Source organism: Prevotella sp. AM42-24, assembly GCF_003461825.1.
Lineage (GTDB): Bacteria > Bacteroidota > Bacteroidia > Bacteroidales > Bacteroidaceae > Prevotella > Prevotella hominis.
Genome location: NZ_QTXV01000075.1, coordinates 1 through 12,463, shown reverse-complemented (window position 1 = coordinate 12,463; position 12,463 = coordinate 1). Strand labels below are relative to the sequence as shown.

Genomic DNA, 12,463 nt, shown 5'->3' with positions numbered 1-12,463 from the left:
GCAAATGCCTTTTATGATTAGCATTTACCTCCTACCCGATTTTCCTTTTTTTTCTTTTACTTTCCTTCTCCTTCCTCATTTGTCATTTCTCATTTGTCATTCTTTAATCTTTCTCATTTGGCATTTCTCATTTCTCATTCTTTAATCTTTCTCATTTGTCATTTCTCCTTGTTTCTATGAAAAAGTTGCAATATAATTTGGTGTTGTTAGCTTTTTCTATTATCTTTGCAGAAAATATTATATCTTATGGGATTATTCGGTTTTTTTAATAATAAGAAAAAGGAAACTCTCGACAAAGGACTCGAGAAAACCAAGGAGAGTGTATTCAGTAAGTTGGCACGTGCTGTAGCAGGTAAATCAACCGTTGATGATGATGTACTCGACGATCTGGAGGAGGTTTTGATTACCTCTGATGTCGGTGTGGAGACTACGGTGAAAATTATCCACCGCATCGAAGAGAGAGTTGCTCGTGATAAGTACGTTTCTACCTCTGAACTTGACAGAATCCTCCGCGAGGAAATCGCTAATCTGCTCTCTGAAAATCATTCTGATGATAATGACGATTGGGATTTGCCTTCCGATCACAAACCTTATGTCATTCTCGTTGTTGGTGTGAATGGTGTAGGTAAAACTACTACCATCGGCAAGTTGGCTTACCAGTTTAAGAAGGCTGGCAAAAAGGTTTATCTCGGTGCCGCTGATACCTTCCGTGCAGCTGCAGTTGAGCAGATCTGCATCTGGGGAGAGAGAGTTGGGGTGCCTGTGGTGAAGCAGCAGATGGGTTCTGATCCTGCTTCTGTTGCCTTCGATACCCTCCAGAGTGCTAAGGCTAATGGCGCCGACGTGGTGCTGATTGATACTGCCGGACGACTGCACAACAAGGTGGGACTGATGAATGAGCTCAAGAAAATCAAGGATGTCATGAAGAAGGTTTTGCCTGAGGCTCCTGATGAGGTGATGCTCGTGCTCGATGGCAGTACCGGACAGAATGCGTTTGAGCAGGCTAAGCAGTTTGCTGCAGTCACTAACATTACATCCTTGGCTATCACCAAACTTGATGGTACTGCCAAAGGTGGTGTGGTAATCGGGATCTCAGACCAGTTGAAGGTGCCTGTGAAGTACATCGGACTGGGTGAGGGAATGGAGGATATGCAGCTCTTCAATAAGAAAGAATTTGTAGATTCTCTCTTCAAGAAAGATTAAGTCCTCTTTCCAATGCAAGGACTATTTTCAGTGAAATACAAAGACGCGTCTGTCTTTCTTCTCTCTATATAAACGGAACAAGGTCCTCTCTATAAGACGGCTTGGTGATTTTCAAAAATTAGAAATAAAACGGTAGATTAAGAAAACGTGAAAAAGAACGAAATCGATATAATTACGATGGGCTGCTCCAAAAATCTGGTGGACAGCGAGTTGCTGATGAAGCAGTTTGCGGCAAACGGCTATCACTGCGTGCACGATTCCAAGCGCCCACAGGGTGAAATCGCAGTCATCAATACATGTGGATTCATCGGGGATGCCAAGCAGGAAAGCATTGATACGATCCTGGAATTTGTGCAGCGCAAGCAAGAAGGTAAGGTTAGAAAACTCTATGTCATGGGTTGTCTCTCACAGCGTTATCAGAAAGAACTTGAAGCTGAAATTCCTGAAGTTGATAAGTTTTACGGCAAGTATAACTACAAGCTTCTTCTCAGTGAACTGGGAAAGGCTGAGGTGCCTGCTTGTAATGGTCGTCGCCATCTCACCACACCACGACACTATGCTTACGTGAAGATTTCCGAAGGATGCGACCGCCATTGCGCCTATTGCGCTATTCCGATTATTACCGGCAAGCACGTAAGCCGCCCGAAGGAGGAAATTCTGCAGGAAGTTCGCGAAATGGTAGCGGATGGTGTGAAGGAATTCCAGATTATCGCCCAGGAACTTACCTATTATGGGCTTGATATCGATGGTAAGCATCATATCACGGATTTGATTTCCGACATGGCTGATATCCCTGGTGTTAAGTGGATTCGCCTGCATTATGCTTATCCAAACCAGTTCCCGATGGATTTGCTTGATGTGATGCGCGAAAAGCCAAATGTCTGCAAGTATCTCGATATCGCACTGCAGCATATCAGTGACCACATGCTCGACCGTATGCATCGCCATGTGACCAAGAAGGAGACGATGGAACTGATACAGGCTATCAGAGAAAAGGTGCCGGGCATTCATATCCGAACCACTCTGCTCGTCGGTTTCCCGGGAGAAACTGAGGAGGATTTCCAGGAACTGATGGAGTTCGTGAAATGGGCGAAGTTTGAGCGCATGGGTGCTTTCGCTTATTCTGAAGAGGAAGGTACCTACAGTGCCAAGCATTATGAAGATGATGTTCCGGAGGAAGTGAAGCAGAGCAGACTGGATCAGTTGATGGCGCTTCAGCAGGATATCAGTGCTGAAGTGGAAGCTGAAAAGGTGGGCAAGGTGCTCAAGGTCATCATCGATCGCAAGGAAGGCGACTATTATATCGGTAGAACGGAATTCTGCTCTCCTGAGGTGGATCCTGAGGTGCTGATTCCTGCCACCAAGCGACTGAGAGTGGGTAACTTCTATGACGTGAAGATTACTTCAAGTGAAGAGTTTGATCTGTATGGAGAATTGGTCTAAGGATCTTTTATGGAGAATTGATATAAGATGAACAATAAACAATACATCGCTGAGCTGGCTCGCAAAACCGGTTTCTCACAGGAGGATACTCAACGCCTTGTGAGAAAGGTGATTGATGCGATGATAACTCAGTTTGAAGAGGGCGAACAGGTGACGATTCCTGATTTCGGCACCTTTGAGGTGAAGAAACGACTGGAGCGCGTAGTGGTCAATCCGCTTACGAAGAAGCGCCAGCTGGTTCCTCCGAAACTTGTGCTCGGATTCCGACCTGTTGCTTCCGTCAAGGAAAAAATAAATAATGGAGGGGAGGAAGATGAGTAAGTCGAGTTTGTCTGTTTTGGCTAAGGCTGTTGCCAGCAAGCGTGGACTTACCCAGGCTGAGGCTGAGCGCTTTATTGCCACCATGTTTGAGGTTGCTGGTGACGGCATCCAGGAGGACAAGTTGCTGAAAATGAAGTGGCTGGGTACCTTCAAGATTACTTCCGTGAAAGATAGGGAGAGCGTGGATGTCAATACCGGTGAGCGAATCCTGATAGAGGGGCGCGATAAGATTTCTTTTACTCCGGATAATATCCTGAAAGAAATCATCAACAAACCTTTTGCCCAATTCGAAACCGTTGTGGTGAATGATGGTATCGATTTCTCTGATATTGACGAGAAATTCGCCAATATGGAAAGGGAAGAAGAGGAACTGCAGCTTCAGAAAGAGCAGGAATGCCATGATGAAGAGGTGGTTCAAGAGGAGCAGAATGCGGAACAGCCTCAGAAAGAAGAACTGTCTCAGGAGGAAGAGCATTCTCAGGAGGTTGAACTGAATGAAGATTTGTCTCAGGAGGCAAAGAAGTCTCAAGAGAGTCTGTTGGATGCAGAGTTGCAGTCTCAGGAAGGTGGACAGAAGGATGAACTGTCTCAGGAAGTAAATACTCCGATTTCAGAAGAAACGGTTGCTTTGTCTTCAGAATTGAAAAACGCTGAGATATCAGAAGATGATATTTCTGAGACTTCCGAAGATAATATCTCTCAAACTTCAGATGATACTATTTCTAAGACTGAAGAAAACGGTATTCCGGAAGAAGTTGGAATGCTGATTTCTCATTTGAAGGAAAATAAATCTGAAGCAGAAGAAATAGAAAGGGTGGAAGAAGCAAAAGTTAAAGAAGAGGCAGAACTCCCAAAAGCAGCAGAAGCCCACGTTGAGAAAACGCCTGCAGAGGCGAAGGTTGTCGTTTCGCAATCGAATGTGGAGAACAAGAAGCAGCCAGAATATGACGAGACACTCGATGAAGACGAAGCTTATGCTTCAGACCATCACCATCTCGTGATACCAAAATATGTGGTCGCCTTGGTATCTGTGGTCTTTGTTGCTCTGTTGGGTGGCCTATGCTGGTTTGCCTTTATTTACGGCAAAATGCAGGCTCGACAAGAGCAGATGGAGATGCAGTTGAAGGCTATCAAACCTCAGCCTCAACCAAAACCTAAGCCAACGGTAGTTGCTCCTGTGGATACAGCGAAGTCTGTTGCTTCCTCGGATGATAAAACTGACGCAGAGAACGTTCTGGCTAATGGTGCTCAGGCAAACAATGAGCAGACAGACCATGCTCAGTTGGCAATGAAGAAAAAGGCCAAGCAGGACAGCATCCGGATGGCTCAAGCTAATAATGCCGTGAAAATGGCTGAAAAGGCTTCTGTGTATCTCAACGATCCTCGCATCAGAACAGGCGCTTATCGTATCGTGGGTGTAGAAAAGACCGTGACGGCTAAGAGTGGTCAGACTTTAGCAGGATTGAGTAAACTCTATTTGGGGCCTGGCATGGAATGCTATATGCAGGCCATTAACGGATGTTCTGAGATAAAACCGGGACAGAAAGTGAAGATTCCAAAGCTGGAACTGAAAAGAAAAGGAAAAAAGAATTAAATCTGCAATGATACTGATTCTATTTTCATAGTAGGATATAAAATTCCCCCGCTTCATCAGAATCAAGCGATTCTTGTGGAGCGGGGGATTTCTTTTTCTTCTTGGATTAAGTTTTATAATTCAAAAATACCCTTCAGGGCAGCGCGAGCAATCTTTTCGTATTCTTCACCGAGGTCAGCAAAGCGCAATACACAGTTGGCAGCAGCATGCTTGATACCCATATTATCGCCTTGTAAGGCAACTGCAGCCTGGTCGAGAAACTCATTGATGCCTCTCTCGTTAGCTTCCTGTCCGTTGGCGAAAAGTCTTGCTAACAGTTGGAATCCTGCTATCTCATAAAGCGTCTTGTCTGTGGCAATCCACTCATAGGCAATGGCAGGAGCATAATCCACATGCTGCAGAAGATTGAATGCCAGCATCTCAGCCATTTCTTGGCTCTTGACCTGTTCCATCCAAATGTCTGTGATCTCTGGCAGCATCTTCTCTGCCGGCATGATGAGGGTGGCAAGAATCTTGCATTCACGGATGTCTTCCTTCCAGAGTTCAATGGCCAGTTCATAATCCTTGCCATATTCCAAGGCCATCTTCTTCAGTTCTATGAAAGGTACGCCCCAGTTGATCTTATAGCCTAAGCCTTTTTGGGTCATCGACTGAGAGGTTGGACCACTCATTAAGAGGCGAAAACTTCGCTTGATCTTCATCAGTTTCTGATGAGTTTCTTCATTCATGTTTATTTCCTTTTAGAGTTTCTTTACTGATCTGATTCCAGCTTTCTGCTACAGTTTCATCACTTCGCAGAACATGCCGTCAAACTGTTCTTCGATTCCCTTTGGTTCTTCCTTGAAGATACCATAGAGGGCACTTCCGCTACCGCTCATGGAGGCGTAGACTGCACCTTGGTCGTAAAGTTTCTGCTTGATGGCTGCCAGTTCCGGGTGCATCTTGAAGATAGGTTCCTCGAAATCATTGACTAGTTCTTCTTTCCAGGTTTCTATCGGTTGGCGCACGATATCACGGCAGCTCTTGGCTGGTTTCTTTGGGGTGATGGCACTGTAAGCCTCCTTGGTGCTTACGGCAACGTCAGGTTTTACGACACAAAGATAGTATCCATGCAGATTGCCATCAGGACCATCTGCAGGCATCAGCACATCTCCGATACCCTCCGCATAAGCAGGTTCTGCTTCGATAAAGAAAGCACAGTCGGCACCCAGTCGGGCTGCATAACGTTCCATTTCCGGATTACCGATATTGAGACGGAAACGCTCATCGAGAAGTCTGATCATGAAGGCTGCATCCGAAGAACCGCCGCCAAGACCGGCTTGAGAGGGGATATGCTTGTAGAGGTGAGTGTGAATGCGTTGCAACTGGTAGTCGGCTGCCAGAATATGGTAAGCCTTTACCACCAGATTTTTCTGCTCATCACAATCCACAGCATTGCCTGTCACCTTCAGATCGCAGGCAGTATCGCTCGGAAATTTCTCATCCATGTATTTGATTTCCAATGCATCATACAGTGGGATGGGATAGAAGACGGTTTCCAGATTATGGTAACCATCCTCTCTTTTGCTTACGATGTTCAAGCCAAGGTTGATCTTGGCACATGGAAAAACAATCATAGGCTATTTCTTTTTGAATTACTTGGCAGCCTTGCGGAATGTCTCGTTGTTAACTACGATCTTGCCTTCCTCAACATCGATGATTGCCTGATCCTTGATATCTGTATCCATACCCTTGCTTGCGAGCATGATGTTTGCTTCAGAACCCTGTGGCTGTACCATGAACTCCCACTTGTAGTAGTTCTTCTTGTAGTTCTTTGTGGTAACAGTAAAGTCGCTGTTCAAAGTGATGACAGTCTTCTGGTCAAGACTTGCATAGTCACCTGCAGCCTTCTGCTGGAATGCAGAGTCTGTGATAACTTCTACTTCTACTTTAGCAGGTTCTGCTTTTGTTTCTGCCTTTTTGTTGTCGCAAGATGCTGCGAATACCAACATGCCCATGCAGAGGGCCATCATAATTGACTTTTTCATACGTTAAAGATTTTGTGTAACTAAATTATTGTTGCTTAAATTTAACTCTTAATTGATGTAAGCTAAGATTCCACTGACTGTCAGCATCACCCAAATGGAAATAAGTCCTGTATATATCGGGTATCTCTGATATTTGAGTTGCATGCCACCCGGCTTAAACTTGTCTGTATAGTTTCTTGCGAAATATCGGAAGACATAGTATGAAGCAGTAGCCGTAATCAGTCCGATGAGCATGCCCACAAATAGATCGCCTGGATAATGCACTCCGAGATAGATGCGGGAGTAGCTCATCAGCAGCGCCCAGATGGTGAGGAATACCGTCAGCTTGGTGCGCTTCACAAGAAACATTGCAAAGAATGCCATACTCCAGGCGTTGGCTGAGTGGGAGGACGGAAATCCATATCTGCCACCGCGATACCCGAATACGACATGCACCATCGGCGAGATCGGATTGTCGGGGTTGCTTGGTCGCATGCGCCCTATCATCGGTTTGAGGAGAGTAGAGGCTGTCTGGTCGCAGATGAATATAATGGCGACGATGACCAGCAGACAAGTGACTGTTTCCTTGATATGGAAATTGCGCAGCATCACATACAGGAAGCTTGCGTAGAATGGTATCCAGACAAACCTGTCAGAATACATGGTCATGAAGTAATCCCAATAATGGTTGTGGAGACCATTGAAATACAGGAATATATTTGTGTCTATTTGATTCAGATAATTAATGATTTCGTTCATGTTTAAGTTTTATTTTGTACTGATGTCATCGTAAAGTTTCTGCAGGTAGGCCTGGCCACGTTTCAGGTTATAGCCTTTCTTGCCCTTGTCATACACTATTTTCCCTGCCTTGTTGTCATATATGATTGAGTTTTCTTCTGTGACGACCCCAAAGGCATCCGGCACGGTGAAGAAGGCAAATTTCGGTGTGGCATCGCTCAGCATGTTCTTGGAGAACAGGAAGTCATCGTGCTTGATACCCAACTGTCCTAAGAGCGTAGCTGCAATGTCGTGCTGGGTTCCTATCAGATTGATCTTCATCGGTTTGGCGATGGCGCCACCGGCTATGATAAGCGGTATCTGATAGCGGCTTCTGTCGAAATTGTCCAGATGCTCTTTATAGGCTCCCACATGGTCTGGCACCAACACTACGATCGTGTTCTTCCAGCGTGGCAGTTTACTGTATTGCCTGATGATGCTTCCCACCACACTGTCTGTATATGCGAAGGCATTGAGTCGCTGGTCTTTCAGTCTGCGGTAAGGCACTTCGAAAGGCTCATGACTGCTGGAGGTCTGGAAAACTCTGAATTTCGGAGCTCCGTTCTGCTCCTTTCGGATGTCATCCATCAGTCTGTTGGCTACCAGATGATCGTGAACGCCCCATTTGCTGAGCTTTTCATCTATTGGGAAATCTGCATCCGAGATAATCTTCTGGAATCCCTGTGATATCAGGTAGGAACGCTGGTTGGCGAAATCCACATCTCCTCCATAATAATAAGAGGTCTGATAATGACGCTGGTTGACCAATGATCTGGCGATGGAAGGCAGATGGGCTGTCTTGGCAGGATACCTCATGATGCTGGTAGTAGGCTGCGCTGGATAACCGCTCAGGATGGAAACCAGTCCTCTATCGGTGCGGAAACTGTTGGCATAGAACCGGGTGAAGAGTATACTCTGGCGGGCTATTGAGTCCAGTTGTACAGCCACATCCTTCTGTGTTCCCATAGACGGCATGAGGTCGCTGGCGAAGCTTTCCATGATCACGAGAAGTATATCGGGTGTTCCCCTCATGGCCTCTGGCTTGAGCAGTGGATAGGTATTTTCATCGCTTTGACTGGTCATGGTGGCGAAAATCTTATTTGCTTCCTTCTCGTCCATGAAGCGATACTGCTCAGCGAAATTCTCCTGATGAGCAAGAGACTCCATCAGACTGAACATCGGGTTCACTGCCGAATGGTTTACGTAACTATTCTGACTGAAATATACTTTGCCGGTATTGGCGGTAGAAACCGTTACGCCTCCTCTGATAGGAAGGAATAGCAGACCTGTAAGCAGCAACATGATGATGGAAGTGCGCCCACGGTGTCTGTCAAAATCACTTGATGTACTATATGGTCGGCTATAAGAACCATATCTGCGCTTTTTCTTTTCCCTGATGGTCAGCGAGAGCACGAACCAGATGGCTGCAGCACAGAGTATCAGACAGATAAATCCTAACAGGTCCACCCAGATGCTTGTGCTGGCAAAGGCATCGGCAGGTGACGTGAAGAAATAGAAGAGCGGAGTACTGTCCAAAGGAAAATTCCAATAGGGATACAGGGCTATGTTGAGCACGAAGCAGAAACTCATAAACACTGCAATGATGCCAAAATAGGTGGAGAATACAGGACGTATGATTTCTTCCTTGATCCAGATAGAGGCAAGAAGCAGCAGGGCAGGGATGGCCGTAAGGTATCCCGCCATGGAGAGGTCCAGTTGCAAACCGTGCCAGATGACGGCCAGCATAGTACTGAATGGATTTTCCAAAGGCTGGGCTGCTGATGCATGAGTTAGAAGCATGAACAATGGCTTCTGCAGCACAAACAGCACTACCAATATGAGATATATCTTGAAAAAACGCTTAATCTGTTTCATTCTGCCAAATTTAATAGCTGTTACACATTATTATATGTTATAATATACCTATTTTATAATCCATACACATGTAGGCTTGTGATATACTAAGATGATGTCTGAGTAAATCACATGTTGTATATCATTCATCATAGATATATTTTTAGATATTCAACAAGTCATAATATGGCTCGTATTTTCTGCAAAATTACTCAATTTCTTTCATATAAGCAATTTATTTGACTTAAATTTCAAAAAAGAGTAAAAAAAATTTGGATGTTTAGCGAAAAAAGACTATCTTTGCGAAAGAAACAAACAAATTTTATGATATTAACAACATAACATTATGGCTAAGTATAATATTACCCCCAAGAAAGAAAAGAATGCGCGATACCAAACGCTTCTGAGTGAAGAGACTAAAGACCGCTTACGTGATGAGATTTTGAGAATTGTAGTTACTGAAGGTAAATACAAGGACAAAGATTATAATACACGTAAGTTGGCAGAGGATTTGCATACCAATTCAAGATATGTATCTGCTGTTTGTGCTACTCGTTTCCACAAGAACTATCCTGAGTTGGTAAATGATTATCGTGTGAACGATGCAATGTCACTTTTGACGGACAAGCGCTATCTGAACATGACTATTGAGGACATTGCTGAGATGGCTGGTTTCAGCACTCGCCAGAGTTTCTACTCTAATTTCTACAAGCGTCTGGGTGTTACACCACGCCAGTATCGCCTGGATCACATTACCAAGTAGATGTGAATAATTCTGGGGAACATATCTTGCAAAATTCGCGCTTTAAGCAGAAATAATATATTTCTATAGAATAAAAGCCAATTGGTTGCATTTCTGTTGTTGAAATACGGCCAATTGGCTTTTGTGTTTTTATTCAATCGTAATCTGATGAATAAAGACTATGATTTCTTTCAAAAGGGAATTATTCTATTTTGTAATAGACTCATATATTAAATCCCTTTATTTCAGATTGCAATTACTTTCTCAAGAAGCTCTTGAGGATTTTGGTCTTTGCATTTTTCCCAATCTTTCGAATTGCCTTGTCTCTGATCTGTCTTACTCTTTCCCGTTTCAGATTCATATCTTCTGCGATTTCTGCCAGAGTGATATGGGCGATGCCTATTCCATAGAATTTTCGGATGATTTCCTGTTCTCTTTCATCCAATGTGGCGATGCAGTTCTGCAAGTCGTCCATCATCTGTTGGAATACGGTGCTCTCGTCTGCTATCAGGGCATCTTTGTTGATCAGAATGTCGAGTAGGGTATAGTGAGTGCCCTCGCTCAGTGGAGCATCAATAGATACTGCGATGTTTGCAGAACGTGTCATCAACTTGCGGTCGCTTTTAGGAACACGGCATACACCGCTTTGCTGCGTGATGGCCTGTTCCATAGCCTTGCGGATGAATGGGGCTGCATAACCTACGAAATTGGTGCCGCGGTCGGCTTCAAACTTCTGGGCAGCCTGCAGCATGGCGATGTAGCCTTCGCTTACCAAATCGTCGAATTCCACACCTTTACCCACATATTTGTTGGCTACTGATTTCACGAAGTTGAGGTTCTCGCCAACTAATTTTTCTATATTGTTTTCTTTCATAATCCTATTTCTTTGGTTTCGTATGGCAAAAATACTATTATTTTTTTATACTCCCAAATTTTAATCCCAAAAAATGAGAGAATGAAGGGATTATTACATTCGTTGGCAGATTGGAGGTTGCACAACAAAACGAGGGCTTGCCAGTTTCCCGACAAGCCCTCTCGAATTCTTCATCTTATTACTTATGCTCAAAAACCTGTTTCCTAACATGAACTCTCTTATATCAGGTACAAATTGATGAGATATGTAATGTATTATTTGAAATATCTCTTGTAGAGGCCAGCGAAGCCTGCGCAGTGGCGAGCCTCATCCTTAGCCATCTCGTGTACTGTATCGTGGATTGCATCAGAACCCTGCTCCTTAGCCAACTTGGCAATGCGGAACTTGTCCTCGCAAGCGCCCTTTTCTGCTGCGATACGTGCCTCAAGGTTGCTCTTGGTATCACCCAAAACCTCACCGAGAAGCTCTGCAAAGCGAGAAGCGTGATCAGCCTCCTCGAAAGCATAACGCTTGTAAGCCTCTGCGATTTCTGGATAACCCTCACGGTCTGCCTGGCGTGCCATAGCGAGATACATACCAACCTCACCGCACTCGCCGTTGAAATGGTCCTTCAAACCCTTGATTACGTCCTCGTTGACGCCATCCTTATAAGCCTGACCCAGTACGTGAACAGTTGCGAAAGTCAAATCATCGTCAACTGCACTTTCCATCTCCTTGAACTTGTCAGCAGGAGCCTTACAGATAGGGCACTTCTCAGGTGCTTCTGTTCCTTCATAGATATATCCACATACGGTGCAAATAAATTTCTTCTTCATAATGTTCTTGTTTTATAAGTTAATAATTCTATTTCTGTTTTTGTATATACTATATAATAATGTTTCAATGTGATGTCTGGCGGTAGCTCTGCTTATTTTGCCTTGAGCTTCTTTTCCTTGTTGAGCTTAACGCAATCAGCGCAAATTCCTTTGTAGTAGAGCTGCTGTTCATCTACGATGTTCCCTTCTATCACCTTTCGTCTTGTCGTCTTGGGTGCCTTCTCATCGAAGAGGTCAATCACTTTTCCACATTTCTTGCAGAAGAAATGAACATGAGGAGTTGTGTTTCCGTCGTAACACACACGATGCTCGTCAATGGTAATCATTTGAGCAGCATTTTTCTCGCTCATCATTCTCAGCGTATTATATACTGTAGTCTTGCTGAGTGTAGGTATAGTCTTATACAGTTCTTGGTAGACATCATCGATAGTCGGATGAATAGGATGTGTCAGGAGATAATCCATGATAGCAATTCTCTGAACCGACGGACGGATATCGCATTCGATAAGTCTATTGTATGCCACTTTGCCATTATTCATATTCTGTTGCTTTTTAATTTCGATTGCAAAGATAGAAAGAATTTTTGAAACCGCCAAATAAAAATTGGAAAAATTACAAAATAATATTGTAGTTTTTCCAAAATCTAAATAAATCCATATAAGTAATGGAATATTTGCTCTTTCTTGATGGAATCTTTTAAAGTCCGGTTTGTATGTACTATTTTGCTATGTGATGGCAATTTTTTTCCTTGAAGGATAATTTTTTGCCTTTGTTTGATTGTGGTTTTATAGCTGTGACTTATACTGATATAGATAGACACATTTATGGTTAATT

At 44.0% G+C, this 12,463-nt stretch carries 13 protein-coding genes; 5 read left to right on the top strand and 8 right to left on the bottom strand.

The genetic code is table 11. The features are described from left to right. Window positions 1-246 precede the first annotated feature (246 nt). From ftsY to DW917_RS14675, 4 genes are all read left to right on the top strand, one after another. Window positions 247-1,203, top strand: a complete 957-nt coding sequence (gene ftsY, locus DW917_RS14690) for a signal recognition particle-docking protein FtsY (protein WP_118119895.1) — start codon at window positions 247-249, stop codon at window positions 1,201-1,203. Window positions 1,204-1,350: 147 nt separating this feature from the next. After that, complete coding sequence (gene rimO / locus DW917_RS14685) at window positions 1,351-2,646, top strand: 30S ribosomal protein S12 methylthiotransferase RimO (protein ID WP_118119893.1); 1,296 nt, start codon at window positions 1,351-1,353, stop codon at window positions 2,644-2,646. 27 nt (window positions 2,647-2,673) lie between these two features. Beyond that, window positions 2,674-2,967, top strand: a complete 294-nt coding sequence (locus DW917_RS14680) for an HU family DNA-binding protein (RefSeq protein ID WP_118119891.1) — start codon at window positions 2,674-2,676, stop codon at window positions 2,965-2,967. Continuing rightward, complete coding sequence (locus DW917_RS14675; RefSeq protein ID WP_233524763.1) at window positions 2,960-4,561, top strand: HU family DNA-binding protein; 1,602 nt, start codon at window positions 2,960-2,962, stop codon at window positions 4,559-4,561. Before DW917_RS14680 ends, DW917_RS14675 begins: the two co-directional genes overlap by 8 nt. Before the next feature lie 113 nt (window positions 4,562-4,674). On the opposite strand, the gene DW917_RS14670 is transcribed toward DW917_RS14675, so the two are convergent. Genes DW917_RS14670 through DW917_RS14650 form a run of 5 tightly spaced genes read right to left on the bottom strand, consistent with a single transcriptional unit; the run spans window position 4,675 to window position 9,219 of the window. Beyond that, entirely contained in the window at window positions 4,675-5,289 is a 615-nt protein-coding gene (locus DW917_RS14670) for a DNA alkylation repair protein (RefSeq protein WP_022111595.1), read from the bottom strand. 48 nt (window positions 5,290-5,337) lie between these two features. Continuing rightward, complete coding sequence (gene ispE, locus DW917_RS14665; RefSeq protein ID WP_118119887.1) at window positions 5,338-6,177, bottom strand: 4-(cytidine 5'-diphospho)-2-C-methyl-D-erythritol kinase; 840 nt, start codon at window positions 6,175-6,177, stop codon at window positions 5,338-5,340. A gap of 18 nt (window positions 6,178-6,195) precedes the next feature. Next, window positions 6,196-6,588 (bottom strand): hypothetical protein, encoded by a 393-nt coding sequence (locus DW917_RS14660; RefSeq protein ID WP_134842699.1) that lies wholly within the window; start codon window positions 6,586-6,588, stop codon window positions 6,196-6,198. Window positions 6,589-6,636: 48 nt separating this feature from the next. Continuing rightward, the gene (locus tag DW917_RS14655) at window positions 6,637-7,326 is read right to left on the bottom strand and encodes a phosphatase PAP2 family protein (protein WP_118119883.1); all 690 of its coding nucleotides are present in this window, start codon (window positions 7,324-7,326) and stop codon (window positions 6,637-6,639) included. 9 nt (window positions 7,327-7,335) lie between these two features. Continuing rightward, window positions 7,336-9,219, bottom strand: a complete 1,884-nt coding sequence (locus tag DW917_RS14650; protein ID WP_118119881.1) for an LTA synthase family protein — start codon at window positions 9,217-9,219, stop codon at window positions 7,336-7,338. Window positions 9,220-9,544: 325 nt separating this feature from the next. Between DW917_RS14650 and DW917_RS14645 the strand changes: the two genes are divergently transcribed. Then, window positions 9,545-9,961 (top strand): helix-turn-helix domain-containing protein, encoded by a 417-nt coding sequence (locus DW917_RS14645; RefSeq protein WP_118119879.1) that lies wholly within the window; start codon window positions 9,545-9,547, stop codon window positions 9,959-9,961. 235 nt (window positions 9,962-10,196) lie between these two features. Here the strand turns inward: DW917_RS14645 and DW917_RS14640 are convergent, their stop codons facing one another. The 3 genes from DW917_RS14640 to DW917_RS14630 form a co-directional block, all read right to left on the bottom strand. Continuing rightward, the gene (locus DW917_RS14640; RefSeq protein ID WP_118119877.1) at window positions 10,197-10,814 is read right to left on the bottom strand and encodes a sigma-70 family RNA polymerase sigma factor; all 618 of its coding nucleotides are present in this window, start codon (window positions 10,812-10,814) and stop codon (window positions 10,197-10,199) included. 254 nt (window positions 10,815-11,068) lie between these two features. Further along, window positions 11,069-11,629 (bottom strand): NADH peroxidase, encoded by a 561-nt coding sequence (locus DW917_RS14635; RefSeq protein WP_118119875.1) that lies wholly within the window; start codon window positions 11,627-11,629, stop codon window positions 11,069-11,071. 92 nt (window positions 11,630-11,721) lie between these two features. Continuing rightward, complete coding sequence (locus DW917_RS14630) at window positions 11,722-12,168, bottom strand: Fur family transcriptional regulator (RefSeq protein WP_118119873.1); 447 nt, start codon at window positions 12,166-12,168, stop codon at window positions 11,722-11,724. Between the last annotated feature and the right edge of the window lie 295 nt (window positions 12,169-12,463).

What these genes read in the sequence shown, in the direction of transcription:
- ftsY (WP_118119895.1), top strand. Translation starts at nt 247, where the DNA reads ATGGGATTATTCGGTTTTTTTAATAATAAGAAAAAGGAAACTCTCGAC.
- DW917_RS14680 (WP_118119891.1), top strand. Translation starts at nt 2,674, where the DNA reads ATGAACAATAAACAATACATCGCTGAGCTGGCTCGCAAAACCGGTTTC.
- DW917_RS14675 (WP_233524763.1), top strand. Translation starts at nt 2,960, where the DNA reads ATGAGTAAGTCGAGTTTGTCTGTTTTGGCTAAGGCTGTTGCCAGCAAG.
- DW917_RS14670 (WP_022111595.1), bottom strand. Translation starts at nt 5,289, where the DNA reads ATGAATGAAGAAACTCATCAGAAACTGATGAAGATCAAGCGAAGTTTT.
- ispE (WP_118119887.1), bottom strand. Translation starts at nt 6,177, where the DNA reads ATGATTGTTTTTCCATGTGCCAAGATCAACCTTGGCTTGAACATCGTA.
- DW917_RS14660 (WP_134842699.1), bottom strand. Translation starts at nt 6,588, where the DNA reads ATGAAAAAGTCAATTATGATGGCCCTCTGCATGGGCATGTTGGTATTC.
- DW917_RS14655 (WP_118119883.1), bottom strand. Translation starts at nt 7,326, where the DNA reads ATGAACGAAATCATTAATTATCTGAATCAAATAGACACAAATATATTC.
- DW917_RS14650 (WP_118119881.1), bottom strand. Translation starts at nt 9,219, where the DNA reads ATGAAACAGATTAAGCGTTTTTTCAAGATATATCTCATATTGGTAGTG.
- DW917_RS14645 (WP_118119879.1), top strand. Translation starts at nt 9,545, where the DNA reads ATGGCTAAGTATAATATTACCCCCAAGAAAGAAAAGAATGCGCGATAC.
- DW917_RS14640 (WP_118119877.1), bottom strand. Translation starts at nt 10,814, where the DNA reads ATGAAAGAAAACAATATAGAAAAATTAGTTGGCGAGAACCTCAACTTC.
- DW917_RS14635 (WP_118119875.1), bottom strand. Translation starts at nt 11,629, where the DNA reads ATGAAGAAGAAATTTATTTGCACCGTATGTGGATATATCTATGAAGGA.
- DW917_RS14630 (WP_118119873.1), bottom strand. Translation starts at nt 12,168, where the DNA reads ATGAATAATGGCAAAGTGGCATACAATAGACTTATCGAATGCGATATC.